The sequence below is a fragment of the Kitasatospora sp. NPDC087315 genome, assembly GCF_044744345.1.
GTDB lineage: Bacteria > Actinomycetota > Actinomycetes > Streptomycetales > Streptomycetaceae > Kitasatospora.
This window is the reverse complement of record NZ_JBIUYD010000011.1, coordinates 131,598-157,152: the sequence shown is the minus strand read 5'-3', so window position 1 is coordinate 157,152 and position 25,555 is coordinate 131,598. Positions and strand designations below refer to the sequence as shown.

General features: G+C 70.7%; 20 protein-coding genes, 1 tRNA gene and 1 pseudogene. 9 read left to right on the top strand and 13 right to left on the bottom strand.

Going from position 1 to position 25,555, the window contains the following annotated elements:
• Positions 1 to 223 precede the first annotated feature (223 nt).
• From ACIO5D_RS17950 to ACIO5D_RS17940, 3 genes are all read left to right on the top strand, one after another.
• On the top strand, positions 224 to 940 hold the full coding sequence (locus ACIO5D_RS17950) for a 4'-phosphopantetheinyl transferase superfamily protein (protein WP_363607087.1): 717 nt from the start codon (positions 224 to 226) through the stop codon (positions 938 to 940).
• 162 nt (positions 941 to 1,102) lie between these two features.
• The gene (locus ACIO5D_RS17945; RefSeq protein WP_363607088.1) at positions 1,103 to 1,585 is read left to right on the top strand and encodes a DUF2269 family protein; all 483 of its coding nucleotides are present in this window, start codon (positions 1,103 to 1,105) and stop codon (positions 1,583 to 1,585) included.
• Between the two features lie 53 nt (positions 1,586 to 1,638).
• On the top strand, positions 1,639 to 2,475 hold the full coding sequence (locus ACIO5D_RS17940; RefSeq protein WP_400796205.1) for a helix-turn-helix domain-containing protein: 837 nt from the start codon (positions 1,639 to 1,641) through the stop codon (positions 2,473 to 2,475).
• A 10-nt stretch (positions 2,476 to 2,485) separates the two neighbouring features.
• Here ACIO5D_RS17940 and ACIO5D_RS17935 read toward each other — a convergent pair whose 3' ends face one another.
• The 6 genes from ACIO5D_RS17935 to ACIO5D_RS17910 form a co-directional block, all read right to left on the bottom strand.
• Complete coding sequence (locus ACIO5D_RS17935; RefSeq protein ID WP_363607090.1) at positions 2,486 to 2,923, bottom strand: hypothetical protein; 438 nt, start codon at positions 2,921 to 2,923, stop codon at positions 2,486 to 2,488.
• Positions 2,924 to 3,085: 162 nt separating this feature from the next.
• Positions 3,086 to 4,096 carry an amidohydrolase family protein gene (locus ACIO5D_RS17930; protein WP_400758968.1) on the bottom strand — a complete coding sequence of 337 codons (1,011 nt, stop codon included), beginning with the start codon at positions 4,094 to 4,096 and terminating at the stop codon, positions 3,086 to 3,088.
• The gene (locus ACIO5D_RS17925) at positions 4,093 to 5,727 is read right to left on the bottom strand and encodes an acyl-CoA dehydrogenase family protein (RefSeq protein WP_400796202.1); all 1,635 of its coding nucleotides are present in this window, start codon (positions 5,725 to 5,727) and stop codon (positions 4,093 to 4,095) included. Before ACIO5D_RS17925 ends, ACIO5D_RS17930 begins: the two co-directional genes overlap by 4 nt.
• The gene (locus tag ACIO5D_RS17920) at positions 5,711 to 6,379 is read right to left on the bottom strand and encodes a TetR/AcrR family transcriptional regulator (RefSeq protein WP_400796200.1); all 669 of its coding nucleotides are present in this window, start codon (positions 6,377 to 6,379) and stop codon (positions 5,711 to 5,713) included. The genes ACIO5D_RS17925 and ACIO5D_RS17920 overlap by 17 nt, the downstream gene beginning before the upstream one ends.
• Before the next feature lie 141 nt (positions 6,380 to 6,520).
• Positions 6,521 to 8,020 carry a S28 family serine protease gene (locus ACIO5D_RS17915; RefSeq protein ID WP_400796197.1) on the bottom strand — a complete coding sequence of 500 codons (1,500 nt, stop codon included), beginning with the start codon at positions 8,018 to 8,020 and terminating at the stop codon, positions 6,521 to 6,523.
• 124 nt (positions 8,021 to 8,144) lie between these two features.
• The gene (locus ACIO5D_RS17910; RefSeq protein ID WP_400796194.1) at positions 8,145 to 9,062 is read right to left on the bottom strand and encodes a serine protease; all 918 of its coding nucleotides are present in this window, start codon (positions 9,060 to 9,062) and stop codon (positions 8,145 to 8,147) included.
• A gap of 393 nt (positions 9,063 to 9,455) precedes the next feature.
• On the opposite strand from ACIO5D_RS17910, the gene ACIO5D_RS17905 reads away from it, so the two are divergent.
• The gene (locus tag ACIO5D_RS17905; protein WP_400796191.1) at positions 9,456 to 10,367 is read left to right on the top strand and encodes a metallophosphoesterase family protein; all 912 of its coding nucleotides are present in this window, start codon (positions 9,456 to 9,458) and stop codon (positions 10,365 to 10,367) included.
• A gap of 63 nt (positions 10,368 to 10,430) precedes the next feature.
• Here the strand turns inward: ACIO5D_RS17905 and ACIO5D_RS17900 are convergent, their stop codons facing one another.
• The 3 genes from ACIO5D_RS17900 to ACIO5D_RS17890 all read right to left on the bottom strand — a co-directional run bounded on the left by ACIO5D_RS17900 (position 10,431) and on the right by ACIO5D_RS17890 (position 14,778).
• Positions 10,431 to 12,962 carry an ATP-dependent Clp protease ATP-binding subunit gene (locus tag ACIO5D_RS17900; protein WP_400652344.1) on the bottom strand — a complete coding sequence of 844 codons (2,532 nt, stop codon included), beginning with the start codon at positions 12,960 to 12,962 and terminating at the stop codon, positions 10,431 to 10,433.
• Between the two features lie 86 nt (positions 12,963 to 13,048).
• Positions 13,049 to 13,750, bottom strand: coding sequence for a VIT family protein (locus tag ACIO5D_RS17895; protein WP_400652151.1), 702 nt, complete (start codon positions 13,748 to 13,750; stop codon positions 13,049 to 13,051).
• Between the two features lie 137 nt (positions 13,751 to 13,887).
• Positions 13,888 to 14,778, bottom strand: a complete 891-nt coding sequence (locus tag ACIO5D_RS17890) for a YDG/SRA domain-containing protein (protein WP_400652148.1) — start codon at positions 14,776 to 14,778, stop codon at positions 13,888 to 13,890.
• 279 nt (positions 14,779 to 15,057) lie between these two features.
• On the opposite strand from ACIO5D_RS17890, the pseudogene ACIO5D_RS17885 reads away from it, so the two are divergent.
• The 3 genes and pseudogenes from ACIO5D_RS17885 to ACIO5D_RS17875 form a co-directional block, all read left to right on the top strand.
• Positions 15,058 to 15,630 (top strand): annotated as a pseudogene (locus ACIO5D_RS17885) (transposase); the annotation flags it as partial.
• 493 nt (positions 15,631 to 16,123) lie between these two features.
• Positions 16,124 to 17,140, top strand: coding sequence for a DUF262 domain-containing protein (locus ACIO5D_RS17880; protein ID WP_400652145.1), 1,017 nt, complete (start codon positions 16,124 to 16,126; stop codon positions 17,138 to 17,140).
• 2 nt (positions 17,141 to 17,142) lie between these two features.
• Positions 17,143 to 18,090, top strand: a complete 948-nt coding sequence (locus ACIO5D_RS17875; RefSeq protein ID WP_400652142.1) for a hypothetical protein — start codon at positions 17,143 to 17,145, stop codon at positions 18,088 to 18,090.
• Between the two features lie 547 nt (positions 18,091 to 18,637).
• On the opposite strand, the gene ACIO5D_RS17870 is transcribed toward ACIO5D_RS17875, so the two are convergent.
• Positions 18,638 to 18,712 (bottom strand) — tRNA-Val (locus ACIO5D_RS17870).
• Between the two features lie 166 nt (positions 18,713 to 18,878).
• On the opposite strand from ACIO5D_RS17870, the gene ACIO5D_RS17865 reads away from it, so the two are divergent.
• The gene (locus ACIO5D_RS17865) at positions 18,879 to 20,240 is read left to right on the top strand and encodes a hypothetical protein (protein WP_400759109.1); all 1,362 of its coding nucleotides are present in this window, start codon (positions 18,879 to 18,881) and stop codon (positions 20,238 to 20,240) included.
• Between the two features lie 107 nt (positions 20,241 to 20,347).
• Entirely contained in the window at positions 20,348 to 20,569 is a 222-nt protein-coding gene (locus ACIO5D_RS17860; protein ID WP_363607104.1) for a zinc ribbon domain-containing protein, read from the top strand.
• Between the two features lie 53 nt (positions 20,570 to 20,622).
• On the opposite strand, the gene ACIO5D_RS17855 is transcribed toward ACIO5D_RS17860, so the two are convergent.
• The 3 genes from ACIO5D_RS17855 to ACIO5D_RS17845 form a co-directional block, all read right to left on the bottom strand.
• Positions 20,623 to 21,468 (bottom strand): HAD family hydrolase, encoded by an 846-nt coding sequence (locus tag ACIO5D_RS17855; RefSeq protein ID WP_363607106.1) that lies wholly within the window; start codon positions 21,466 to 21,468, stop codon positions 20,623 to 20,625.
• A gap of 5 nt (positions 21,469 to 21,473) precedes the next feature.
• The gene (locus ACIO5D_RS17850; RefSeq protein WP_400796188.1) at positions 21,474 to 23,993 is read right to left on the bottom strand and encodes a phosphoribosyltransferase; all 2,520 of its coding nucleotides are present in this window, start codon (positions 23,991 to 23,993) and stop codon (positions 21,474 to 21,476) included.
• A gap of 130 nt (positions 23,994 to 24,123) precedes the next feature.
• The gene (locus tag ACIO5D_RS17845; protein ID WP_363607109.1) at positions 24,124 to 25,440 is read right to left on the bottom strand and encodes an HpcH/HpaI aldolase/citrate lyase family protein; all 1,317 of its coding nucleotides are present in this window, start codon (positions 25,438 to 25,440) and stop codon (positions 24,124 to 24,126) included.
• Between the last annotated feature and the right edge of the window lie 115 nt (positions 25,441 to 25,555).

Genomic DNA, 25,555 nt, shown 5'->3' with positions numbered 1-25,555 from the left:
ACCGGTGCCCTGACCCATCGACACATTCCTCCGCACATGGAAAAGGGCAGGCCTCACAACTCCTGCCACGTTTTCGTCCGATCACCGGGTAATCCCGGCCGATCCGGGACATCCAACCCCAAATCGGACTATCTATACCCTACAGACCATCAGGCGTGATATGGAAATCATCCGGCCGGCGCAGCGGCCCCGTCCTTTCGCCGACCCCGCTAGGTTGGGAAGCATGACTTCCGAGGACCTGGACCAGAACGCCCCGCTCGCCGCCGTCGCGGCCAGCGCCGACGTCCTGCGGCACCCCGAGGCCGGCGAGCACCTGCTCACCGCCGTCGAGCTCGAGCGCGCCGCGCGCTTCCGGCACGAGTCGGGACGGGTGGACTTCACCGCCGCGCACATCCTCGTCCGACTCTGCGCCGCCCGGCTGCTCGGCGTCCCGGCCGCCGGGCTGACCCTGGCCCAGAACTGCCCGGACTGCGGGAAGGGCGACCACGGCAAGCCGTACCTGCCGGACCACCCGGGCGTGGAGGTGAGCCTCTCGCACACCAAGGGCGTGGTCGCGGCCGCCGCCGGACATCAGCCGGTCGGCGTCGACGTCGAGCTGTCGACGCGCGGCGGATCGCTTCTCCCGGTCGCCCAACGGGTACTCGCCCCGGCAGAGTTGCGCCTGGTCGAGGCGCACCCGGAGCCGGATCGGGCGTTCCTGCGGCTCTGGGTACGGAAGGAGTCGCTGATCAAACTCGGCCGGACCAGCCTGGACACCCTCGCCGCCGTCGACCTCTCCGCCCTGCCGCTCGACGTCCCTCCGGGTGCGCCGCTGCGCAGCCGCTACCAGGACCTCCACCTGCTCGACTGGGCCGACGAGGACCTGGGCGGCGCGGCCGTCTCGGCCGTGAGCACCGTCGCGCCGCGGGTGGTCGCGCTGACGCCGCCGACGGCCCGCTGAACAGCCCGCTGAACAGCCCGCGAAGGACGGCCACCCGACCGGCGGGGCCCCGGATAAGCGGTGTTAGCGTGCGTGCTCAGGGCTTCGGAACCGGACGCCCCGGCTGCCCGCGCCGGGTGTGCCCGTCGCGCAGCCCGACGTCGGATTAAGGGTGTCCCCGCCATGGCCAAGTTCCTGCTGAGCCTGCACGTCCTCGCCTCGGTACTGTTCATAGGCCCGGTCGCGGTGGCCGTCAGCATGTTCCCCCGCCGGGCCAGGGCCGCGCTCGCCGGCGGGCCCGACGGGGCGGCCGACGCGGGCGTGCTGCGGGTACTGCACCGGATCACCCAGGTCTACGCGCTGCTGGGGATCGCCGTCCCGGTGATGGGCATCGGCGTCGCCCAGGTGATGGACGTGCTCGGGCAGTCCTGGATGATCGTCTCGATGGTGCTCACGGCCCTCGCCGCGCTCTCGCTGCTGCTGTTCGTGCTGCCCGCACAGCAGGCGGCGGTGGACGCGCTCGACCTCGGCGCCGAGGACCCGGAACACGGCAAGGCCGTGCAGGGGCTGCGCCTGCTGCCGATGACGGCCGGGGTGTTCAACCTGCTCTGGGCGGTGGTCGTGGTCCTGATGATCATCCGGCCGGGCTCGACCACGGGCGTCTGAGAACGCCACGGTTCGGCCACTGCGGTCCGGTCTCCCGGTAGTACCGTCCTGGCATGACGACGGCGGAGACCGGAACCGGTACGGGCGTGGGGGCGCTGCTGCGCGGCTGGCGCGAGCGGCGGCAGCTCAGCCAGCTGCGACTGGCCCTGCGGGCCGACTCCTCGGCCCGGCACATCAGCTTCATCGAGACCGGCCGGTCCCGGCCCAGCCAGGAGATGGTGCTGCGGCTCGCCGAGCACCTGGACGTCCCGGTACGGGAGCGCAACACGCTGCTGCTGGCGGCCGGTTACGCCCCGCACTACCCGGAGACCCCGCTCGACGACCCGGCGATGGACGCCCTGCGCGGTGGCATGGAGCGGCTGCTGGCCGCACACGACCCGTACCCCGCCCTGGTCGTCGACGGCGTCTTCCGGGTGCTGGCGGTCAACCGCTCGCTCGGCGTCCTGCTCGACGGGGTCACCCCCCGGCTGCTGGCACCGCCCCTCAACGCGATGCGGATCACCCTGCACCCCGAGGGGCTGGCACCGCGGATCGCCAACCTGCGGCAGTGGCGGCGGCACCTGCTGGAACGGATGGAGCGCCAGATCGAGCTGGTCCGCTCGGCGCCGCTGCGGGCGCTGTACGAGGAGGTCAGCGCCTACCCCGAGCCCGCGAACCGGCTGCTGGACGACACCGACGAGGACATCGCCGAGCTCTTCCCGTTCGCGCTGCCGCTGCGGGTGGCGTACCGGGGGCGGGTGCTGTCGTTCCTCTCCACCGTCGCGACCTTCAACACCCCGATGGACGTGACCGTCTCCGAGCTGGCCATGGAGACCTTCCTGCCGGCCGACGCGCAGACCGCGGCGGTGCTCCGGGAGGCGGCGCCCCGGGAAGCGGTGCCCCGGGCGTAGCGCGGCCTGGTCAGCGGGAGAGCGCACCGGTCCGGCGCAGGGCGGTGAACTGCAGGGCTCCGAACAGGGCCACGACGGCGGCCTGCAGCGGGATCCAGACCAGCCCGGTGGTGGTCGGCTCCAGCCAGGCCGCCATCGCCACCAGGCTAAGCACCACCCAGGCCAGGTTGATGTCGATCACCGCCAGCACGCCGAGCCGCGGCGGTCGCCGGCGGGCGGCCAGGACGCCGACCGCGGCACCGAACACCGCCAGGACGGCGCCGAGGCCGAGCAGGGTGGCGCGGCCTGCGCCGAGCAGGTCACCGAGCTGTCCGGGAAAGGCCAGATAGGCGAGGCCGTTGCCGCCGCTGACCACCGCGTCCAGGGCCAGGAAGCCGCGCAGGGCCTTCCACGGGGCGTCGACGGGGGTGAGGGCGGTACGGCCGCCGGGCAGGGTGTTCGCGGACATGGCGGATCAACCTCCGGGAGGAGTCGGGGCAGGGGGCCGGGGCCCGGCGCCGCGTTCGGCACCGGGTGCTCCCCACCCTGCCCGGCCGGCCGCCGGCCGTCGATTACCTCCGAGGTCATGCACCTCCGAGGTCATGCACCTCCGAGGTCATGGCCCACCGGGTCAGGCGTACGGCCCGGTGCGCCGAAGCGGTACGCCCCCCTCGGGCGCCGCCCGGCCCCCGGGGCGGGCCGGGTGGGCCGGGCCTCCGGCGTCGGCCAGGCCGAACAGCCGGGCGGCGTTGTCGTGGCAGACGGCCCGCAGCCACTCCTCCCCCAGGCCCGGCCGGGCCAGCGCGTCCAGCTGGTGAACGTACCGGTACGGAATGTTGGGGAAGTCGCTGCCGAGCAGGACCTGCTCCCGCAGGCCCCGCAGGCGCGGCAGTTCGGCGGCCGGGAACGGGGTGTCGCGCTCGGCGAAGTCGGTGAACGCGATGGTGGTGTCGAGGCGGGCGCCGGGGTGGCGCTCGACGAGGTCGAGGAAGTCGGTGTACTCGGGCATGCCCAGGTGGGCGACCACCAGGTTGAGCCGGGGGTGGCGGGCGAGCACCCGGCCGACCGGACCGGGGCCGGTGTACTTGCCGGGGACGGGACCGGAGCCGCAGTGGGTGACCACGGGGGTGCCGGTCTCGGCGAGCAGGCCCCAGACCTCGTCGAGCAGCCGGTCCGCCGGGTCGTACCCGCCGACCTGGAGGTGCGCCTTGAACACCCTGGCCCCGTCCGCCAGGGCCCGTGCCACATAGCCGGGCGCGCCGGGCTCGGGGAAGAAGGTGGCGGTGTGCAGGCAGTCCGGGGTGCGGGCGGCGAAGTCGGCGGCCCAGGCGTTGAGCCAGCCGGCCATGCCCGGCTTGTGCGGGTAGAGCATCGAGGTGAACGCCCGGACGCCGAAGTCCCGCAGCCGCTGGACGCGTTCGGCCTCGTCCTCGCGGTAGGTGATCGGCCAGGGCCGGTCCACCAGCGGGCCGGCCCGGTCGAAGTACGCCCAGACCTTGTCGAGGACGTTCTTCGGCATGAAGTGGGTGTGGACGTCGATCAGGCCGGGCAGGCCGAGGCCCTGCCAGAAGGCGCGGACCTCGGCCGCCTCCGCGCGCCGCCCGCCGGGGCCTTCCGGCCGCCCGGCGGTGGCGGCGCTCACGCGGGTACCGGACGGGCGCGGTCGATGATCGTCCCGACGGCGAGGCCGGCGGGCAGGGTGCCGAAGGCGGCGCCGTGGTCACCGCCGAGGCGGGAGGCGCAGAACGCGTCGGCCACCTCCGGGCTGCCGTGGCGGACCAGCAGCGCGCCCTGGAAGGCCAGCGCCATCGACTCGACCAGCCGGCGCGTCCGGTACTCCAGGTCCGCCGTGTCCCCGAGCTGCTTGCGGAGTCCGGCGACGGCCGCGTCGAGCCGGCGGTCCGCACCGGCGGCCGCGTCCAGTTCACCGAAGAAGGCCTCGACCGTCTCCGGGTGCTTGGCCATGGCCCGCAGCGCGTCCAGGGCGGCGACGTTGCCGGAGCCCTCCCAGATCGAGACCAGCGGCGCCTCCCGGTAGAGCCGGGGCATACCGGACTCCTCGACGTAGCCGTTGCCGCCGAGGCACTCCAGCGCCTCGGCGGCGTGCGCCGGACCGCGTTTGCAGACCCAGTACTTGGCGACGGCCAGCCCCAACCGCCGTACCAGCGCCTCGGTTTCGTCCCCGGCGAGGGCCCGGTCGGTGGACTGGGCAAGGCGCATCGCGACGGTGGTGGCCGCCTCGGACTCGACGACCAGGTCGGCGAGCACATTGCGCATCAGCGGCTGGTCGATCAGCTCCTTGCCGAACGCCCGCCGGTGGAGGGCGTGCTGGACCGCCCGGGTGGCGCCGAGGCGCATGCCGGAAGCGGCGCCGATGGTGCAGTCGAGCCTGGTCATGTTGACCATCTCGATGATGGTCCGCACACCCCGGCCCTCCTCACCGACCAGCAGGCCGACCGCGCCGTCGTACTCGATCTCGGCGGAGGCGTTGGACTTGTTGCCCAGCTTGTCCTTGAGCCGCTGGAGGAGCAGGCGGTTGCGTCCGCCGTCCGGGAGCACCCGCGGCAGCATGAAGCAGCTGAGACCGCCCGGCGCCTGGGCCAGCGTCAGGAAGAGGTCCGACATCGGGGCGGAGGTGAACCACTTGTGGCCGGTGAGCCGGTAGGTGCCGTCGGCGTACGGGGTGGCGGTGGTGGTGTTGGTGCGGACGTCCGAGCCGCCCTGCTTCTCCGTCATCGACATGCCGGCGATCAGGCCGCGCTTGCCGTGCGGCTCGCGCAGCCCGAAGTCGTACTCGGTGGCGGCCAGCAACGGCTCCAACTCGCCCGCCAGGGCCGGGTTCGCGCGCAGGGCCGGCACCGAGGCGTAGGTCATCGAGATCGGGCAGGTGTGGCCGGCCTCGACCTGGCTCCAGACGAAGAACTTGGCGGCCCGGGCGGTGTGCGCGCCCGGCCGTTCGTCGCGCCAGGGGGCGGCGTGCAGACCGTGGCCGACGGCGGTGCGCATCAGCTCGTGCCAGGCCGGGTGGAACTCGACCTCGTCGATCCGGTGGCCGAAGCGGTCGTGGGTACGCAGCACGGGCGGGTTCTCGTTGGCCAGCCGGCCCCACTCGGCGGCCTGCTCGGAGCCGGCCAGGCGGCCGAGTTCGCGCAGTTCGGGTTCGGCCCAGCCGGCGCCGGCCCGGTGCAGGGCGGCGAGCAGGGACGGGTCGGCGGCGGTGTCGTGTCCGTACGGCAGGGGCACCTGGTTGGTGACCTCATGCGTCGCTGTCATCGCGTCCTCCCAGGGCACGCAGGGTGAAGGAGACCAGGGCCGGGACCACCTCGGGCACGGTGCCGGAGGTGGCGGCTTCGGGGGTGGCGGCTTCAGCGGCTGCGGGGGCAGCGGCTTCAGGGGCTGCCCCGAGTGGGCCGGCCAGTGCCTCGGCGACCGCGCCGACCAGCGCGGCGGCGGTCAGCTCCGGCTCCTGGCGGGGCAGTTGGCCGGCCGCCACGGCGGCGGCGATCTCGGTGGCGATCACGTCGCGGAAGGCCCGCCGGAACACCAGCCGTTCGGCGTCCACGACGGCGTCGGCCGGCTCGACCAGCAGCGCGTAGGCGAGTACGGGCGCGCGCAGGGCGCGGGTCGCGAAGGTCTCGACCACGGCGGCGATCCGCTGTCGCGGGGTCTCCCGGCAGGCGACGGCGGCGGTGACGGCGGCGATCTCGCGGGTGACCACCCGACGGAACAGTTCGACGGACAGCTCGGCCTTGCCGGCGAAGTGCTGGTACAGGCTCCCGGTGGCGATCCCGGTGCGGTCCGCCACGGCGGCCATCGAGCAGCCGCCGTAGCCGCGCTCGGCGAGCAGCCCGACGGCGGCCTGCAGTACGGCCTCGCGCTGGGCGTCCAGGCGGGCTTGTACGGCGGGCGTGCGACGGTAGGCCATAGAAGTATTGAAGCACTGATTCACCGCTTCGGGGAGGGGTGCGCCCTGTGCGCCCGCGTACGCTCCACCCCGCGCGCCCACCGGAAGGGGCCACCCGCCGGCCCGGTGCCGACGGGTGACCCCTTCGTGTGCGCCGTCCCGCTACGGGCGGTGACGCTCCAGCTTCAGACCCTCCGCGTCCAGCTCACCGAACGGCGGGATCCGGTGGCTCTGGGCGAGGGAGCGGGCGGTGGCCGGGTCGGCCAGCCCGGCCCACTCCAGCACCTTGGCGGTGGCCGCCGCCGAGTCGTCGGCCGTCAGCTTGCCGATGTTGGAGCCGTGGTTGCCGCCGGGCACGGTGTAGACGTAACTGTCCTCGCTGCCCCGGCCGAGGTGGAACGGCTCGGCGCCCCACGGGTCGTTCTGCCCGTAGACGAAGATGATCCGCTCGGCGGAGCGCTTCACCCAGCGGTCGATGTCAGACATCGCGGACGGGTCGAAGCGCATCGGGATGTTCTTCGGCACGTAACTGCGCGGCGAGTACAGCTCCTTGAAGTCGTAGTGCTGCACGCCCTTGAGGTGCGAGACGTCGAAGCCGGGCGAGCCCAGCTCGGTGCCCGCCTGGTAGTAGTACGCGGTGTACTTGGCGAGCGACTGGTCGCTGTTGCCGGTGATGCCGGACTGGGCGTCGAACCAGGCGTACAGCTGGTCGTCGGTCGCGGTGGCCGCCGCCGGGACGGTCGCGCAGTCCGCCTCGGTGCTGTACTGCCAGAACGCCCAGACGACGTCGAGCACGCCCGCCTCGTAGGCCCGGTCGGCGCTGCCGACGGTGGTGAAGGTGGAGCCGGCGGCGGCGTTGTCGGCCACGTAGCGGGCCTCCAGCCGGTCGCGGCGGACCAGGAGTTCGCGCTGGGCGGCGTTGAGCGCGGCGCGGCACTCCGGGGTCCCGACGTTGCGGAAGAACGCGGAGTAGGCGGAGTCCTCGCGGTTGTCGACGTCGTTCGGGGCGACGTACGCGATCGTGGCCGTCACGTCGTCCGGGTAGAAGCGGCGGTGGTAGACGGAGGACATGCCGCCCTTGCTGGCCCCGGTGGAGAGCCAGTCGCGGTGGTAGATCCGCTTCAGCGCGGTGATGATCCGGTGCGAGTCGGCCGCGGCCTGCCGGATCCCGGCCTTGGTCCAGTCGGCGGGCTCCGGGCGGGACGGCGTGAAGTAGCGGTACTCGATGGAGACCTGGTTGCCGTCGGTCAGCCGGGTCGGCTCGGTGCGCGACGGGTTGGTCCCGAGGGTGTACCCGTTGGTGTAGAAGACGGTCGGGCGGTCGTCACCGCGGTGCAGCACGCTGAGCCGCTGCTGGAAGGTGCCCAGCCAGGGCCGGAAGTGGTCGATCGGCTGGGTGTAGGTGAGCAGGAAGTAGCGGTGGCCGGTGGTGGTGGGCTTCTCCTCCGTGACGGTCATCCCGGGGATCGCCGCCAGGCGGTCCTTGATGTCGGCGGAGGGGTTGTCGGCGGTGGCCGAGCCGACGGCGTCCGCCGCGGGGGCGTCCACGGCGGGGACGTCCGGGGCTCCCGTGCTCCGCGCGAGCGCGGGCGACGCCAGACCGAGGGCGAGCAGGGGTATCAGCAGGACGGCGACCAGCAGCCTTCTGAGCGTGGTGGACATCAACTCTCCATTGGGTCAACGGAACTGTTCGTCACTCTTCGACAGGTCGAGCGATGGCCGTCCGGTAGACGGCCGAATGGGCCATCCGCCGGTAGCGGATGGCCCATCGGGAAGGGAGTCCTGGTCAGGGGCGCGGCAGGGTGCAGCCGGGGAGGGTGAGGTCGAGGCGGTTGCCGGACGCGAAGCAGGCCGGGATGCCGTAGGTCTGCTGGGCGTAGTTGATTCCCTGCCGGACCGTCACCGAACCGTTCTGGTCCACCTCGCACGGGTTGTTGACGGTGCAGTACTGACCGTCCTCGTTGCCCGTGTTGTTGACGGCCACGACCTGGCCGGTGCCGGCGTCGACCACGGGCGAGCCGGAGGTGCCGCCGATGGTGTTGCAGCTGGAGGTGTAGCGGACCGAGTCCTTGAAGGTCCAGCCGCCCTCCTTCAGCCGGTAGGCGAAGCCGTCGATCGAGCAGGAGTAGATCTTCTTCCAGTACCCGGAGACGACCTTGATCGAGGCGCCCTGCGCGGGGTGGCCGGCGGAGATGGTCAGCGGGGCGATCCCGTACTGCGACTGGATCGACGCATAGGTGGTGTTCAGCTGGTAGATCGACACATCGGTGTCGGTCATGGTGCCGTAGACCACCTTGGTCGCGCGGAGCGTGGCGAGGCTGCCGCCGGTGGAGCTGAGCAGCGAGAAGGTGCGGCTGGAGGCCTTGTTCACGACGACCTGGCCGGGGCCGGGCATACCGGACTCCAGGCAGTGGCCGTTGGACAGGACGAGCGCCGGGTCGTTCGCGGCCGAGCCGGGCAGCCGGACCAGGGAACCGGAACAGTTGCTGAGCGCCACCGTCCCGGCGAAGTTGACGGCGGCGGCGGCCTGCGCCTGCTGCCCCTGCGCGGCCACGGCCTCGACCGCGGCTTCGGTGACGGTGGCGGTGGCGGCCGTGGCGCCGACCGGGGCCGGGGCGCTCGCGGCGGCGGGGGCCGCTCCGGCGAGGGCGGTGGCCCCGGCGAACAGGAGTGCGGTGAGTATGCCAGTGAGCGGCTTCTTCATGAGAGACCTCTCGTTGTGGGGGTGCACCAAAGCTGGCGCGGACATGACGTGTTGTCAAGAGTCCCGCCACAACGCCGAGGCCAGGGGAAGGGCGGGATCCTACCGGCGCCGCGCACGCCCGCCCCCGCCAGCCGTCCCGTCCTTCAACTTCCGTTCCAGCAAAGGCGATCGAGTCCTACCTCAGGCCGGTGACCGCGCTGCGCCGCACCGGTGGCCCACCCCGCGCACCCGCCACACCGCCCCGGCCCGCTCGCGCGACGGCCACTGGAGAACGACTGAAGAAGCGCCGAAGAGACGTCGAACCGGTCAAGCCGATCGAACGACTGATCCAGCCAACCTGCCACGCAAAGCCGGTCGGCCACCGTACTGTGGCGGGATCGGCCGAGTGACCGTATGGGGGCTGGAGTGACGACCGAGTACCGAAGTGACGCACAGTCGGAGCCGACGGGAGGAGCGCGGCAGGGCGCGACCGGCGCCGGCCGCCTGCTCGCCGTGAGCGATCTGCACGTCTCCTACCAGGAGAACCACGACCTGGTGGAGAAGCTGCAACCCTCCTCCCCCGACGACTGGCTGATCGTCGCCGGCGATGTCGCCGAGCTCACCACCTCGATCGAGTGGACCCTGGGCCTGCTCGCCGAACGCTTCGCCCGCGTGGTGTGGGCCCCCGGCAACCACGAACTGTGGACCCACCCCGACGACCCGGTGCAGCTGCGCGGTGTGGCCCGCTACGAGCACCTGGTGGAACTCTGCCGCGGCCTGGGCGTGGTGACCCCCGAGGACCCGTACCCGGTCTGGCGGGGCGCCGGCGGGCCGGTCACCGTCGCCCCCCTGTTCCTGCTGTACGACTACTCCTTCCGCGCGCCCGGCACGACCACCAAGGAGGAGTCCCTGGAGGCCGCCTACACCAGCGGTGTGGTCTGCGCGGACGAGCGGATGCTCCACCCCGACCCGTTCCCCGACCGCGACTCCTGGTGCCGCGAGCGCGTCCGGCTCACCGAGCAGCGGCTGGCGGCCTGCGACCCGGAGCTGCCGCTGGTGCTGGTCAACCACTACCCGCTGGTCCGCCACCCCACCGAGATCCTCTGGTACCCGGAGTTCGCCCAGTGGTGCGGCACCGAGCTGACGGCCGACTGGCACCGCCGCTTCAACACCGCCGCGATGATCTACGGCCATCTGCACATCCCGCGGGTGACCAGCTACGACGGCGTCCGCTTCGAGGAGGTGTCGCTCGGCTACCCGCGGGAGTGGCGCCGCCGCGGTCTGCCGGACCCGCTGCTGCGCCAGGTGTTCCCCGAGGCCGACTGAGCCGCTTCCCGCCGCGCCCGGTGCGGGCGCGGCGGGCGCGGCGGGCGCGGAATCAGGTGTGGGTCACTCCGGCCCGGCCTGCGCCTTGGCCTCCGCCTCCTCGAAGGTCGCCGAGGCCTCCGGCCGGGCCAGCGTGACCACCAGCTCGCCGTCGCTCACCTCGGCGATCAGCGTGTCGCCCTCCTGCACGGTGCCCTCCAGCAGCAGGTTGGAGACCCGGTTGTCCAGCTCCGACTGGATGGTCCGGCGCAGCGGCCGCGCCCCGAACTCCGGCTGGTAACCCCGGTTCACCAGCCACTCCTTGGCCTGCTCGGTGACCTCCAGCCGCACGTCCTGCGCCTTCAGCCGGCGCCGGCTGCGCTCCAGCAGCAGGTCGACCACGGAGAGCAGGTCCTTCCGGGTGAGCGCATGGAAGACGATCACCTCGTCGATCCGGTTGAGGAACTCCGGGCGGAACTGCGAGCGCAGGTCGCGCATCAGCTCGTCCCTGATCTCGTCGACGTTGCCCGAGTGGTCGAGGATCCGCTGCGAGCCGATGTTGCTGGTCATGATGACCACGGTGTTGCGGAAGTCGACCGTACGCCCCTGGGCGTCCGTCAGCCGTCCGTCGTCCAGCACCTGGAGCAGCAGGTTGAAGACGTCCGGGTGGGCCTTCTCCACCTCGTCGAAGAGCAGCACGCAGTACGGCTTGCGGCGGACCGCCTCGGTGAGCTGCCCCGCCTCCTCGTAGCCGACGTACCCGGGCGGGGAGCCGACCAGCCGGGAGACGGTGTGCTTCTCCTGGAACTCGCTCATGTCGAAACGGACCATCCGGTCCGGGTCGCCGAACAGCAGCTCGGCCAGTGCCTTCGCCAGCTCGGTCTTGCCCACACCGGTCGGCCCGAGGAAGAGGAAGCTGCCGGTCGGCCGCTCCGGGTCGCCCATCCCGGCCCGGCCGCGCCGGACCGCCTGGGAGACCGCGGTCACCGCCTGGTCCTGGCCGATCACCTTCTGGTGCAGGTGCTCCTCCAGCTTCAGCAGCCGCTCCCGCTCGGTGGCGTTCAGCTCGGCGACCGGGATGCCGGTCCGCCGGGAGAGCACCTGCGCGATGTCGTCCGCGGTGACCTCGACGACCTCCTCGCGCGACTCCGCCATCGCGGCCAGCTCGTCCTCGGTCTGGCGCAGCTCGGTCTTGAGGTTGGCGGCCCGCACGAACTCCTCGTCCGCGATGGCCTCCTCCAGCTCCCGCCGGAGCTTGGTGATCCGGTCCTGCACCGGCGCCGCCTCCGTCGCGCCGCTCAGGCTGCGCAGCCGGACCCGGGCGCCGGCCTGGTCGAGCAGGTCGATGGCCTTGTCGGGCAGGAAGCGGTCGCTGACGTACCGGTCGGAGAGGGCGGCGGCCGCGTCCAGCGCCTCGTCGGTGAACCGCACCTGGTGGTGCGCCTCGTACGCGTCGCGCAGCCCGTGCAGGATCTCGATCGTCTCCTCGACACTCGGCTCGGGCACCAGCACCGGCTGGAAGCGGCGCTCCAGCGCGGCATCCTTCTCCACGTGCTTGCGGTACTCGTCCAGGGTGGTGGCGCCGACCACGCTCAACTCGCCCCGGGCCAGGGCCGGTTTGAGGATGTTGCCGGCGTCCATCGAACCCTCGCCGCCGGCGCCCGCGCCGACCACCGTGTGCAGCTCGTCCAGGAAGAGGATCACGCTCTTCTCGGCCTCCGTGACCTCGTCGATCACGGCCTTCAGCCGTTCCTCGAACTCGCCGCGGTACTTGGAGCCGGCCACCAGCGCGGTCAGGTCCAGGGCGACCACCCGCTTCTCCTCGAGGTTCTGCGGCACGTCCCCGGAGACGATCCGCTGCGCCAGGCCCTCGACGATCGCGGTCTTGCCGACGCCCGGCTCACCGATCAGCACCGGGTTGTTCTTGGTCCGGCGGGAGAGGATCTCGACGGTCTGCTCGATCTCCTCGGCCCGCCCGACCACCGGGTCCAGCCGGCCGGCACGGGCCTCCTCGGTCAGATCACGGCCGTACTCGTCCAGGGTGGGCGTCTGGCTGGGGTGCGCGCCCGTGCTGCTGCGCTCACCGCCCACGCCACGCCCGTCCAGGACCGTGCGCAGCGCCTCCTGCGAGGGCGCGGCGTTGCGCAGGGCCGCACCGGCGCCCGAGCGCTCCTCTCCCAGAAGCGCGCCGAGAATGTGCTCCGGCCCGATGTAGGAGGCACCGGCCGCCTGCGAACGGGCGTGCGCGGCCAGCAGCGCGCGCTTGGCGGCCGGGGTCAGCGAGGGCCGCCCTTCCGGCGCGGCCGTCGTGTCCCCGGAGGGCAGCGCCTTGGCCAGGTCGTCCGCGAGCCGGTCCGGGTCGATCCCGGCCCGCTCCAGCATCCGGCGCGACGGGTCCACCCGGGTGGCGGCCCAGGCCAGGTGCGCGGTGTCGAGGTCGCTACCACCGTCCTCCACCGCACGCTGCGCGGCCAGCGCCAGCAGTTCCTGTGAGGACTCGCTCAGCAGCCGGCCGATCGGCACCCGTTGCACGGCGGGCGGGGACGCCATCGGGCTCATTCCGAAGAACCGGCTGAGCAGATCGGAGAACGGATCGTTCGATCCGAACGGGGGCATCGTCACGGTGGATCACCTCTCCCAAGCGGTTTGGCCCCACACAAACACAGGCGTCGAGCCCCCGCCTGTCGGGACAACCCACCCGGTTACCCGGTGAAGTGGTCGAGCAGCACACCGCCGCTGTACGTGACCGCCATCGCCAGCACGCCGCCCACGATGTTCCGCAGCACCGCCCGCCCGGGCCCGGCCCCACCGAGGCGGGCGCTCACCCAGCCCGACAGCGTCAGCGCCACCAGGACGGCCGCCACCGTCACCACCAGCCGCAGGGAATCCGGCGGCAGCAGCACCGCGAGCAGCGGCACCAGCGCGCCGAGGGTGAACGCGGCGGCACTGGCGACCGCCGCCTGCCAGGGGTTGGTGAGCGCCTTCGGATCGATGCCCAGCTCGGTGTGCGCGTGCGCGGCCAGCGCGTCCCGCTCGGTGAGCGCCACGGCCACCTCCCTGGCCAGGCCGTCCGCCAGGCCGGCGCCGCGGAAGAAGTCGGTCAGCTCGTCCAGCTCGCCCTGCGGGTCCTCCGCCAGCTCGCGCCGCTCCTGCGCCAACGCGGCCTGCTCGGTGTCCCGTTGGGTGCTGACCGAGACGTACTCCCCGGCCGCCATCGACATCGCCCCCGCCAGCAGCCCCGCCACACCCGCCGCCAGCAACGCCGTCCGCGACTCCGCCGCACCCGCGACACCCGTGACGATGCCCGCCGTGGAGACCACCCCGTCGTTCGCCCCGAGCACCGCCGCCCGCAGCCAGTTGAGCCGCGCGGACAGCTCCGCCCGACTCGCCTCCTGCTCACCCATCGGCGCCACTCCCTCGACCACCTCCCCCACCCGATGATCACCCACCCCACCACCCCCCGCACCTCCACCACCCGCCCGGCCGAGGGCCCCCGTCCATGCTCAGGCCGGCTTCGAACCTCCGACGCAGCAGCTATGGATCAGTCAACCGCGACCCAGCGGCCACGGTGATGGCGAACGAATCGAGCGTCGATTCGATGCTTCTGATGAGTCCGGAGAGCCCCTATCTCCTGATGCGTGAGCCCGTCGACAATTCGAAGGTCGTCGGTGAGATATCGCGCCCCGTAGTCGAAAAGAACATGGCAGTTAGGGCAGAGACAAAGGATGTTCTCCGGGACATCCGGACCATGATAAGGGTGGCCGATTGCCTGAATGTGCGCGCCCTCACTATAGAAGGAGCCGCCCGGCACCTGAAGGATCTGGCTACACATCTGACAGTGCCCCTTGTGTAGCCGTTTCACCAGTTGCGTGACGGCACTCTTACGGACAGTCCTCTGGATCGTGACGGACTGCCTGGGCACCGGCCCATGCACGCCTTCGTCGCCGTGAAACGGCTGGACCTCAACCTCATCACGACCCTCCGAATCTGCGGCAACCAGCCGGAACTGCCAAATGCGGTAGCCGTCCGCGCCAAGCTTGCTGTGATGTGATTCCACCCGAAAGAGGCCATCGTAACGAAAACCCGACTCGGGCGAATACTCGGGGTCTCCCTTGGCGCCACGAATGACACGGATCAGATTACCTTCAAGTTCACTCCGAACTAGACCGGCATTGCCAGGATCATCGATATTCTGATCACGGACCTGACGCTTGTTCTCCTGGCCGCCATGCCCGGTATAAATGATCACATCGCCGTAATCTTCATCGTCTCGGTAGCCACCCGATACGACGATTGAGTCTGCCCCTTCCGACGAGTTGCCGTGAATGCCGCTCATCAGCGGCGCGTGCACTCCAGCCTCGCTGAGCTCCCTCCGCCGCTGGTAGTGAGACCCCACCGGGTGACCTTCAATGTGCCCAAAGACCTTAGCCATGACACCAGTTTCGCAAGCGAGTACGACATCGCGGCCCGATTTTTGGAGACGGCAGAGAGTCAGGTCTTGAGGATCCACCGTCGGACGGATCCTTCACGGTGGCGGCTGGGGGGCCGGTTGAGGTGGGCTCGGACGGTTTCAAGCCGCCAACACCCGCTTGATAGGACCCACTTACGCCCGCCCCTCGACGCCCGCGGCCACGTCCCGCCGCCCAGCCCTAACCTGCGCGTTTCACTTGGACCCCTGTCCGGATCATGGCCAGGAACGCGAAAGTGCCTTCTGAACTGGGACGATGAGGCCTGTCTAAGGTCTCCGTCAGCCCAGCAGGAAGGCACTTTCTACGTGCACACTACCGGGTCACGTCCCCGGCTCATCGTCTCCACCAACGGGCGCGGGGTCGGCAGCCACGCCAGGTCGCGCCTGCTGGCCGACCTCGCCGATGCCACCGGCCTCACATAGGCCTTCAACGACGCCCTGCGTCGGCTTCGTCCGCGCGGCACCGGCCACGAACCGGGCCGGATCGCCGCCGATCTGGCGGTGATGCTCGCCGACGGCGGCGAAGCGATCGCCGACCTGCCCCTCCTACGTGACCAGCCCGAAGTCTTCGGACCGGTTGCCTCCACCCCGACCGCCTGGCGACTACTGGCTGGCATCGACCTTGCCGCACTCGCAGCGCTGCGCGCGGGCCGCGCCGCCGCCCGCAAGACCGCCTGGCTGCAAGCCGGCGAGACCCGCGACGGCATCCCTGTCGCCCACGCCGGCGGACGTGAACTGCCAGGCCTGGTCCTGGACATCGACGCCACCCTGGTCACCTGCCACTCCGAGAAGGAGAACGCGGCTCCGACCTACAAGCACGCTTCGGCTACTCGCTGTTGCACTGCTGCCATCCATCACCAGAGCGAAGAAGACCGCCAGGTCGGTGAGAACCCGATGCTACGCAGGAGCGGGATACGAAGGATTACCACGGCGACGGTGACATCGACTGCACGTCAGACTTGCACGCTAGCTGCGGAGTTGCGACCACATTCTCCCGGGGTGGAGCAGGGGAACCCCTTTACACAGCAACTGTCGGCGTACCTGCCCTAACCTGCGGGCGGCCCACGCCCACTGCGCCGTCTCCTCGCCGCCGGCGACGACTCACCGCCACGTACGGCTCGATCTAGCAACCATAGAGGACGCCCTGTGACCACACGAGAGCCAGCACCGGACTCCGCCCTGCAGGCTTCGCCACCCACAACTTGGCGATCAGCGTGCCAAATTTCTCGCTTGGGATGTGGTTCATGGCCAGAAGGGCCTAGACTACCCAGACCTCAATGTTGATCATATAACTGTGAGAGATAGTGCCATGACGACACAGCACAGCCTGACGCGTAGCACGGGCATGCAGTCTGCAGGATGGTTTCTTGACCTGCACTCGGCAGGTCGCCTCGACCTCGACCCTCCATACCAGCGGCGAAGCGTCTGGAACCTCTCCTTCAAACAATTCTTCATCGATTCACTTATTCGCAATTACCCGGCGCCAACCATATTTCTACAGGTTGACGTCTTTGTGGACAAGCCAACCTTGTATCGAGTTATCGACGGCAAGCAGCGACTTTCGGCGCTGTTCGAGTTTCAGAGAGATGAATTCGCAACGCCTGACACTCTCGACGACATCGGCCTGGGCGGGATGTATTTTTCAGAACTCCCCCAACCGGTAAAGCTTCAGATCCTGGAATACATATTCACGGTCGAGCAGATCAAGAACGCCTCCCCGGGTGAACTCAACCAGGCTTTCGATAGGCTCAACCGGAACGTCGCTCGCCTAAACAAGCAAGAGTTGAGACACGCCAAGTTTGAAGGCGAGTTCATCAAAAAGGTTGAGCAACTCGCCGAACACCCCTTCTGGGTTCAGGTCGGCCTTGTTACGCCAGCTCGAATTCGCAGAATGCAGGATGTCGAGTATGTATCGGAGCTGTATGTAGTTTCCTTGGATGGAATCCAAGAGGGCAAAGATTACCTTGACGAAATCTACGCCGGATACGACCGAGAGATTAAAGACGAGCGCGATGCAGACGTTCGATTCTTCTCGGTTCAGGATTACCTGAAGAGTCTTGATGATATTTTTCCGCTTAAGCAAACCCGGTTTTCAAACGTAGCAGACTTCTACTCCCTCTGGGCTGCAGTAACGACGATGCACCGGGATGGAAATCTGCCCGATGTGAAGTTGGCAGCTACCCGCCTAAGCGAGTTCGCCGCAGAGGTCGAGGCCCAGGAGACTAGGCGATCGAATTCTTATCGCGTCGCAGCAGTTCAAGGGTCAAACAAGAAGTCGAACCGAGAATTGCGCTCGAGCTACCTCATCGAAGCTTTGCAGAGGTAGCAATGTCGACGACAATACCGGCATCATTTCGAGGCCTCTACGACAATATCGCCTCAGAGCTTGAAGTAGGCAGGAAATACTTCCTCTCCCGCCTGGAAGCGGAGCTATCAGACCTAAGTCCGGTGGTTATTCAGGTCCGGGTAAAGGCTGCTGCTTCCGTATATGAGAAGCTTCAGAAGGGTGAATCGTCACAGCTTCGAGACCTGGACGACCTTATTGCCGCCCGCGCGGTATTCCTTCATCCAGATCAGGTCTCTAACGCCATCGACAGGTGCCGAAAGACATTCCCAGTTAGGGAGGAAAAGAATACAGAGGCCGGCAAACCGGAAGACTTCAGATACCAACAACCTCACCTTATCGTCGGATTTCCCGAGGATTATTCTGAGCGACGCCCCGAGCTCGGCAATATAAAGGTTGAACTGCAGTTCACAACCTATATCCAGCATGCCCTGCAGGAGTCAACACACGACGTAATCTACAAGGGTGCACGCTTCTCATGGCGAGAACATCGCCTAGATAGCAGGCTTCGCGGGCTCCTTGAGATAGTTGACGATGTCTTGGCAAACCTAGCTGACCTTGCAAAGGTTAATGAGGACCCTTCATACCCACTATTCGACTCGCGCAATCAGATCATCGCTGCAGCGCAGGAAATTTGGAGTGAAGGTCAGCTACCAACAGATCTTCGCAGGTTCGCAATCACAGTCGAAGGCCTTCTCAAAATTTCTGGCCTCACCGTGAGCCAGTGGATCGACCTTGCTGAATCCAACACGGATCTAATTTCCGCCTTCTCCTTGACGCCTATCGACAAGGTCCTTGGGGTAATTCTTCGACACAATTCAACTCAATTCATCAGCTCGCTCAAAAAGCGGAAGATCTTGGTCAGCTCGGAACTTGAGGCTCTCGTTCCAGAGGCCCAGGGAATTCCCCAAGTAAATCGCGTAAATATCTAGATCCCTACTCCGATTCAAGGGCGGGGGAGCGATTTTAGCCGGCGCCTTGCCTGGTCTGGGACCAAGCATGATCGGGGACCGCGAACTGCCCCGCGAATCGGGCAGGCTCCTCGCTTGCCCGCGATCTGACCGAGTTGCCCCCGTTCTTGCTCAACGCGGGTCCCGGACAGGGATGTGGGTAAGACCGTAAGGCCACCCGTCGCCAGCCACAGCCGGTAGAGGCCTGTACCCATCCCTTCCGGTCCGGCGCTTGGCGCGACCGGCCGCCACCCGCCCCCGGGCGAAGACGGGGTGCGAGGCGAGCAGCAAGGCTGGCGCCCTGGCGCGCAACACGCGTCCTTGAATTCGTAGTTGCTCGTCCGCCTGGCTGCCAAGGTATCCCGGCAGCACCTCGGCGACTCCTGCACGCTCCGCGGTCTGGGGGGCGAGCAACTCAAAGCGCCGCCCCGGCGCCCCTGTGTGGGTCGGCGACAAGATCGTGAACGTCGACCGCAAGGATCAAGGGCCAGTTCGGGAGGATCATTCCTCTTGAACTGGCCCCAAGGACTGGTGGGCGCGGACGGTTTCGAACCGCCGACATCTGCTTTGTAAGAGCAGCGCTCTACCACTGAGCTACGCGCCCCCTGTCGCGGCCTGGTGGGGGCACGACGACTGCCTAGGGTACCTGGTCCGGGGGGTGGTGTCGTGCAGGTGGTCGGGGAGTGGGACGGGTGGGGTGCCGGTGGGGCGGGGTGATCGGGAAGAATGGGTGGCGGATCAGCGGTCGGAGCAGGGAGCGCGCAGTGAGAGTGGCCGACGGGAGCGGGCGAGGGCGGCGGCTGGGGAGTGCGGCGGTCGAGGCGCTGGTGCTGCCGTTGGTGGTCGCGGGTGCGCTGGGGGCTGCCGGGGCGGCGTCGTTCGGGGCCGGCGGCGGCTGGTGGGGGCGGCGCGGCGGCGAGAGCATGCGGGCGGACGCCAAGGCGGCCCGGGACGCGGCGCAACAGGCTTTCTACGAGCTGGACTCGACGCAGCGCGACGTGCGGCTGGCGGTGGAGACGGTGCGCGCGGCGGAGGACGGTGCGACGGCGCGACGGGCGACGGCGGACTTCGAGGCGATCTCCGGCCGGATCGACCAGGTGACCGTGAACTACCTGGCGGCGCTGGACGCGCACGATCTGGACGCGGAGGAGCTGGAGGCGGGTGCGGCGGCCCGGGCGCGGCACCAGTTGGAGGACGTGAAGGGGCAGCTGGGCTCGGCGCAGGCGGAGCTGAACGCCTTCCTGGAGCGGCTGCAGCCGGTGCTGCAGCACGCCGAGTCGCAGCTGATGCGGGTGACCCCGGCGGTGGAGCAGGCGAAGCGTTCACTGCTCGCCGCGACCACCGCGCTGGAGGCGGTGCGCGGGGCCGGGCTGCGGGCGGACGATCTGGCGACGCGGCTGGCGGAGCTGGCGCCGGAGCTGGGGCGGCTGAACGAGGGCGCGGCCCGGCACGGGGTGGCGGCGACGCTGCAGCGCGCCGAGAACGTGCAGGAGCGCGCGGACGCGATCGCGGCGGACGCGGGGCAGTTGCCGGAGCGGGCACGGGAGATCGACCGGCGGGTGGCCAGTCTGCGGACCCGGATCCAGGCGCTGGAGACCAAGGCGGCCACGGTCGAGCCGGCGCTGAGCGAGTTGCGCCGGCGGTTCAGCACGGCGTGCTGGCAGGACCTCCAGCGGGTGCCGGACCAGGTGGCGGAGACGGGGCGCGCGGCCGAGCAGAAGCTCGCGGAGGCGGCGCGGGCGCGCGATGAGCAGCGCTGGGCGGACGCGACGGGCGCGATCGGTACGGTGCGCGCCCTGCTGGACACGGCGGACGGCTCGGTGGTCGCCGTCAACGAGCGGCTGCGGCAGCTGAACGAGGTACAGCACGACCCGAACCGCGAGATCGAGCGGACCAGGTTCGCCCTCCGCGACGCCCAGCGGCTCGCGATGGCGGGCCGGCAGGCTCCGGACCCCCGGCACGCCGGTCCACTGGACGCCGCGGTGGGGCGGCTGGACCGGGCGGTGGCCACGCTGGAGGCGGCCGGGCGGCACCCCGACTACTGGCACTTCCTGACCGAGCTCGCGGCGGTGCGGGAGTCGGCGGCGCGGGTGGTGGAGCTGATCCGGGGCGACCTGGGCAGCCAGCGGTAGCCCGACCGGAGAACCGTAGAAGACGTCGGAGGGGCTGCCGGAGAGCCGTGCCGGGATCCGCGCCCCTCGGACGGCTCATCCGACGGCGGGCTGGGTACGCTGCCGGTATGCCACGCTACGACTTCCGCTGCCGCTCCTGCGGCGCCACCTTCGAACTCCGCCGCGCGATGGCGCAGGCCAACGACCCGGCGGTCTGCCCGCAGGGGCACGAGGACACCGTGAAACTGCTGTCGACCGTCGCCGTCACCGGCGCGGCCTCCGGCGGCGCCCCGCAGCAGGCGCCGTCCGGTGGCGGGGGCGGCTGCTGCGGCGGCGGCTGCTGCGGCTAGCCACGCCGGGCACCCCCAGCCACGAACAGCCGGCACCGAACAGCCGACCCCGCCTACCCGACCGCCACCGCCTCGACCTCGCCCCGCACCCGGCCCAGGAACTGACGGACGATCTCCTCCCCGGCGGCCACCCCGACCTGGTCGAGCGCGGTGACGCCGGGGGCCGTCCAGCCGCTGTCGGCGAGCTCGCCGTGCCCGGGGCGCCAGGCGGCGTCGGCGGCGAGCAGCAGGTCCGCGTCGAGCAGCGAGTCGCCGGCCGCCAGCACGACCGCCCCACCGAGCCGCCGCTCGACCTCCGCGAGCGCCGCGCTCTTGCTCAGCGGCGCCGGGACGGCGTACACCTTGCGGCCCTGGAGCGAGACCGTCCAGCCGCGTTCGGCGCACCAGCCGGTGAGTTCGTCGAGCCAGCCGGCCGGCAGCTCGGCGCGCTCGACGACCAGGTAGGCGAAGAGCTCGTCGGCGACCCGGCGCTTGTGCGTCCACTCCGGGTCCGCGCAGAGCGCCAGGTGCTCGACGACCTCGGCGAGCGGCACCGACGCGGTGGCCAGCCGGCCGGCCACCTCGGCGCGCCAGTCCTCGTCCGGTACGCCGTCGACGATCAGCTGGCCGCCGTTGCTGCAGATCGCGTAGGCCGGCACCCAACCTGGCGTCGGGCCGGGCAGGTTGACGCGTTCGTACTGCGTCCTGGTCCGGGTGGTGGCGGGGACGAGGACGGCCTCCCGGGCGAGTTCGGCCAGCAGCTCGGCGGCCTGCTCGGTCATGAACGAGAGCGCCTTGCCGTCGTGCACCTCCACCGAGAGCAGTCGCGGGGCGAGCCGGTCGGGCACGTCCAGGGCGAGGGCGCGGTTGGAGTAGATCAGGGTGCGGTCGAGGTCGCTGGCGACCAGGAAACGGCTCATCGGGCTCAGGACTCCTTCACCAGAACGGCTGTGCCGGCGGCACCGGTCGCTCCACGACTGTAACGGGGGTGGATGAGGCCGACGCAGGAGTACGGCAGATCGTCGACCTCCTCCACCGGGACGCCGCGCTGCGCGGCGAGCAGGCGGACGTGGTCCAGGTCGGCTCCGCTGCCGCGGCGGGCCAGGACCCGCCAGGGGACACGGCGCAGCATGACCCGGGTGGTCTCGCCGACGCCCGGCTTGACCAGGTTGACGTTGTCGATGCCGTACTCGGCGCTGATCCGCTCGACGGCGGCCCAGCCGGCCCAGTCGGGGTCGCGGTCCCCCATGCCGAGGCGGCCCTCGGCGACCAGGAGGTCCGCGGCCGCGACGGCCTCCGCCCGGACGTCGGCGAAGTGGTCGGCGACGGTGTCGAGGAAGGCCCCGGAGACGTCGCCGCCGGCCAGCTCGGTGTAGTGCTTGGCTCCGTGGAAGTCGTCGGGGCCGATGAGGTCACCGCGCAGCACGGTGCGCGAAACCAGGCCGGAGACCGTCGAGTTGAGGCAGGCGGAGGGGATGAGGAAGTCGTCCCGGGTGCCGTAGGTGCGCACGCAGCGGCCGGGGTCGGCGAGGACGGCCAGGCCGGGGTTGAACGCGGTGCCGGCGAGGGCGTCGGCGAGTTCGCGGGTGATCGCGCCCTTGCCGGTCCAGCCGTCGAGGAACACCACGTCGGGGGCGTGGTGGTGGGCGTCCAGGTAGCGCACGGCGACGGGGTCGATGCCCCGGCCGCGAATGATCGAGACGGCGTAGTGCGGGGTGTCCAGACCGTGCGCGAAGGCGTACCAGCGGCGGATCAGGATGCCGACGGGCGTGCCGGCCCGGGCCAGCGAGGCGAGTACCAGGCCGCGGCCGCGCTCGCGCAGCAGGGTCTCGGCGACGGTGCCGACGGCGAGCGCGATCCGCCGGGCGGAGACCCGCAGGGCCTGGTGGAACAGCTCCTGGTACTCGGGGCTGGGCTGGTACTCGACCGGCAGTGACTCGGCGTAGTGCGCGCCGCCGTTCTGCACGGCCTCCTCGCGCTCCTCGGTGGGGGCCTCCAGCGGGACGTCGGAGAGGTCCTTGAGCAGCCAGGCCACCTCGTCGGGGCGGTAGGACGAGAACGCGGGGCCGTACAGCGGACGCGGCAGCGCCGGGTCGACGGCCCGGCCCACCGGCCCGGGGTCCGTGGCCCCGGGACCGCCCGGCCGGTGGGACGGCAGCACGGCGAGCACCACCCGGTCGGTGACCTGCCGCAGCTGGGTCAGCAGCGCCCGCTCGCCCTCGTACAGGGCGGGCGTGTCGGCGACGTCGTCCACCACCAGCACGATCGCGTCGAACCGGCGGGCGGGGTCGGCGCCGGGGGCGACGTTGTAGGCGAAGCGCTCGCGCGGGGAGTCGTCGCGCGGGTCGTCGTGGGCGGGGAAGGCCAGCCGGGTGCGGATGGCGTAGCCGGGGTCGTCCACCGCGAGGACGGGCGAGCGGGTGGTGGTGGAGTAGCGGACCCGCTCCTCACCGAGCCGGTCCGCGAGCGCGCCGGCCAGTCGCAGCGGGGCGTACATCAGCTCCTCGAAGCCGAGCACGAGCACCCGGCCGTTCTCCCGGCCATTGTCGAGCCCGTCGAGCCCGTCGAGCCCGTCGAGCCCGTCGGCCAGCTGCCCGGCCAGCCTCGGCAGCACGGCGTCCAGGTGGGCGCGGTGCGCGGTGGTGAAGCCGTGCCGGCCGCCGTCCGGCAGACCGGCGGGCCAGTCGAGGGCGATCCGGACGAGCGGGGCGGGCGTGGCCGGGGGCGGCGCGGGGGCCGGACCGACCTCGGCGATCAGCCGCTCGGCGCGCGTCAGGATGTCGGCGGGCAGGTCGACGCCTCCGCCGGCGGCGGCCACCAGGTCGATCCGGGTGCCGAGTTCGGCGGCGGTTTCGGCGAGCCGCCGCTGGTCGGCCTCGCCGCGCAGGTCGACCAGCGCGACGACGACGTAGTGCTCGCGCGGGTGGCGGGCGTGCAGTTCGCGGATGGTGTTGAGCACGGTGTTGCCGGTCGAGAACTCGTCGTCGACGAGGACCAGCGGGCCGTTCCCGGCGAGCAGCCGGGGGTCTGCGGGCAGCAGCAGGTGGGAGGTGGCGTGCGAGTGCTCCTCCTCGAAGCCGCCGACCGGCTCCACGCCCGCCACCGGGCGACGGGTGGAGTGCAGGTACGGGGCGTCCAGGCCGTCGGCGACACTGTGGCCGAGGCCGGTGGCGGTCTCGGCGTAGCCGAGGACGACGGCGCGCGCGGCCGTCTCCCCGCCCAGCAGTTCGCGCACCCGGCGGCCGAGGTCCAGGCCGGCGCCGTGGACCACGGAGGGCCGCTGCGGGACGTGCTTGCCGAGCACGGTGGAGACCAGCAGGTGGGCGCGTTTCCTGTTCTCCCGCAGGGCCAGGCCGACCAGTTCGGGGAGCCGGTCGGAGCCGGTCAGGCCGACGCCGACCCGGTCGGCGACCCAACGTCCGGTCCACACGTGCTGTGCTGTCACTACTGGCCCTGCTTTCGGTGCTTTCGGTGGTGCGATTGTCCTTGGATACCGGCCGGCCCCCGCCGCCGATCAGCGCCCGGCCTCAGCCGGGCCACGGGCCCGGCCAGATGCCCCCGACCCGGCCACGGCCTCAGCCACAGAGGCAGGCCGAGAGCAGTTCGGCGAAGCTGACGTCCTCCCGGGCCACCCCGAACACCTCGGCCCGCAGCAACACCCGCTCCGCCCAGGCCCGGTGCGGCTTGGCCTCGTTCATCTTGTTGGTGTACGCCGAGCGCAGCACCCCGCCCCCGCCGCGCTCCTGGTCGAGGATGTCCCGCGCGTCGCAGTACTCCTCGTGCGTGACCACCGAGAGCGCGTGCACGGCGGGGACGTGGCTGGGGTGAATGCAGGTCTTGCCCAGCAGGCCGTTGGCCCGGTCGAGTTCGATCTCGCGGATCAGCCCGTCCAGGTCGTGCTCGATGATCCGCTGGCGCACGGCCTCCCCGGAGGGCTCGGCCTCGGCGAACGGGGTGCGGCGCAGCTGCGGCTTGAACATCCGCTCCTGGACCGGGAAGTACTCCCAGACCGGCCCGGTGACGGTGAACCCGGTGCCGTCGGCCCGGCCGAGCACGTTCACCACGTCCCCGATCACCGCCGCGACCAGCGAGACGTCGTACGCGGTGAGGTCCGGCGAGCGGCGCAGCCCGTACGCGGAGCACAGGTCGGTGACGCCGAGGCGGACGGCGAGGACGCGCTCGCGGTACTTGTCGAGCAGGCGGGCGATGCCGAACAGCTGCTCGCGGCGGGTCTCCAGGTGGGCCAGCTCGGGTGACTCCAGGACGGGCATGGCGAACAGCCGCCGGCCGGTGGCGGTCTCGGCGGCGGTCAGCGCCTCCAGGAAGTCGCCGCCGCTCTCCTCGGTGAACTTCGGCAGGACGAACCCGGTGAGCAGCCCGACGGCCGGGCCGAGTCGATCGGCGAGGTCGGTGATCTGGGAGGCCGTGCGAACTCTGATGAAGAGCAACGGGAGGTCATGTGTGCAATCCGTGGAGACCTCCCCGGAATCTCCCCCGAAAACCGCGCCCTCGCCCCCGCCCGCACCCTTTTCGGAGAACCCGCCCGAGAGCTCCCCCGAGCCCCCTCCGGGGAGTTCCCCGGACGCCTTTCCGGAGGCCTCTCCGGACACCTCTCCGAGGAGCTCGCCGAGCTGCGCGACCAGATTGGCCTCGGCGGCGGTCACCTCGTGGTCGGCGATCGCGTCCTCCAGGCAGAGCACCATCGAGACCACGCCCCGGGCGGCCTGCCTGCGGATGTCGGAGCGCAGCGTGGGCCTGGTGGCGGGGCTGTAGAGGGTCGCGCCGAGGGCGGTGGCGAGCACGGCCGCCCCGCTCCCCGCGGAGAAGGACCGGGGCTGTTCGAGGAAGAGCCGGCCGCGTACGTCGTCGGCGAGGTGGCCGAAATGGCGCATGGTGCTCTCCTCAGGGGTGTGCGACCGCCGGTCCGGGCGGGGGAGCGAGGTGTTCGGGTGCGGGGGTCGGAGTGCGGGCCGTCGGGCCCCGTTCCGGGTGCGGGGCAACACCATG

Excerpts from the sequence above, each read along its gene's own strand:
- ACIO5D_RS17950 (WP_363607087.1), top strand. The coding sequence starts at position 224 with ATGACTTCCGAGGACCTGGACCAGAACGCCCCGCTCGCCGCCGTCGCG.
- ACIO5D_RS17875 (WP_400652142.1), top strand. The coding sequence starts at position 17,143 with ATGTCGACGACAATACCGGCATCATTTCGAGGCCTCTACGACAATATC.
- ACIO5D_RS17890 (WP_400652148.1), bottom strand. The coding sequence starts at position 14,778 with ATGGCTAAGGTCTTTGGGCACATTGAAGGTCACCCGGTGGGGTCTCAC.
- ACIO5D_RS17845 (WP_363607109.1), bottom strand. The coding sequence starts at position 25,440 with ATGCGCCATTTCGGCCACCTCGCCGACGACGTACGCGGCCGGCTCTTC.
- ACIO5D_RS17925 (WP_400796202.1), bottom strand. The coding sequence starts at position 5,727 with ATGACAGCGACGCATGAGGTCACCAACCAGGTGCCCCTGCCGTACGGA.
- ACIO5D_RS17910 (WP_400796194.1), bottom strand. The coding sequence starts at position 9,062 with ATGAAGAAGCCGCTCACTGGCATACTCACCGCACTCCTGTTCGCCGGG.
- ACIO5D_RS17945 (WP_363607088.1), top strand. The coding sequence starts at position 1,103 with ATGGCCAAGTTCCTGCTGAGCCTGCACGTCCTCGCCTCGGTACTGTTC.
- ACIO5D_RS17920 (WP_400796200.1), bottom strand. The coding sequence starts at position 6,379 with ATGGCCTACCGTCGCACGCCCGCCGTACAAGCCCGCCTGGACGCCCAG.
- ACIO5D_RS17900 (WP_400652344.1), bottom strand. The coding sequence starts at position 12,962 with ATGCCCCCGTTCGGATCGAACGATCCGTTCTCCGATCTGCTCAGCCGG.
- ACIO5D_RS17905 (WP_400796191.1), top strand. The coding sequence starts at position 9,456 with ATGGGGGCTGGAGTGACGACCGAGTACCGAAGTGACGCACAGTCGGAG.
- ACIO5D_RS17915 (WP_400796197.1), bottom strand. The coding sequence starts at position 8,020 with ATGTCCACCACGCTCAGAAGGCTGCTGGTCGCCGTCCTGCTGATACCC.
- ACIO5D_RS17940 (WP_400796205.1), top strand. The coding sequence starts at position 1,639 with ATGACGACGGCGGAGACCGGAACCGGTACGGGCGTGGGGGCGCTGCTG.
- ACIO5D_RS17860 (WP_363607104.1), top strand. The coding sequence starts at position 20,348 with ATGCCACGCTACGACTTCCGCTGCCGCTCCTGCGGCGCCACCTTCGAA.
- ACIO5D_RS17880 (WP_400652145.1), top strand. The coding sequence starts at position 16,124 with ATGACGACACAGCACAGCCTGACGCGTAGCACGGGCATGCAGTCTGCA.
- ACIO5D_RS17895 (WP_400652151.1), bottom strand. The coding sequence starts at position 13,750 with ATGGGTGAGCAGGAGGCGAGTCGGGCGGAGCTGTCCGCGCGGCTCAAC.
- ACIO5D_RS17855 (WP_363607106.1), bottom strand. The coding sequence starts at position 21,468 with ATGAGCCGTTTCCTGGTCGCCAGCGACCTCGACCGCACCCTGATCTAC.
- ACIO5D_RS17935 (WP_363607090.1), bottom strand. The coding sequence starts at position 2,923 with ATGTCCGCGAACACCCTGCCCGGCGGCCGTACCGCCCTCACCCCCGTC.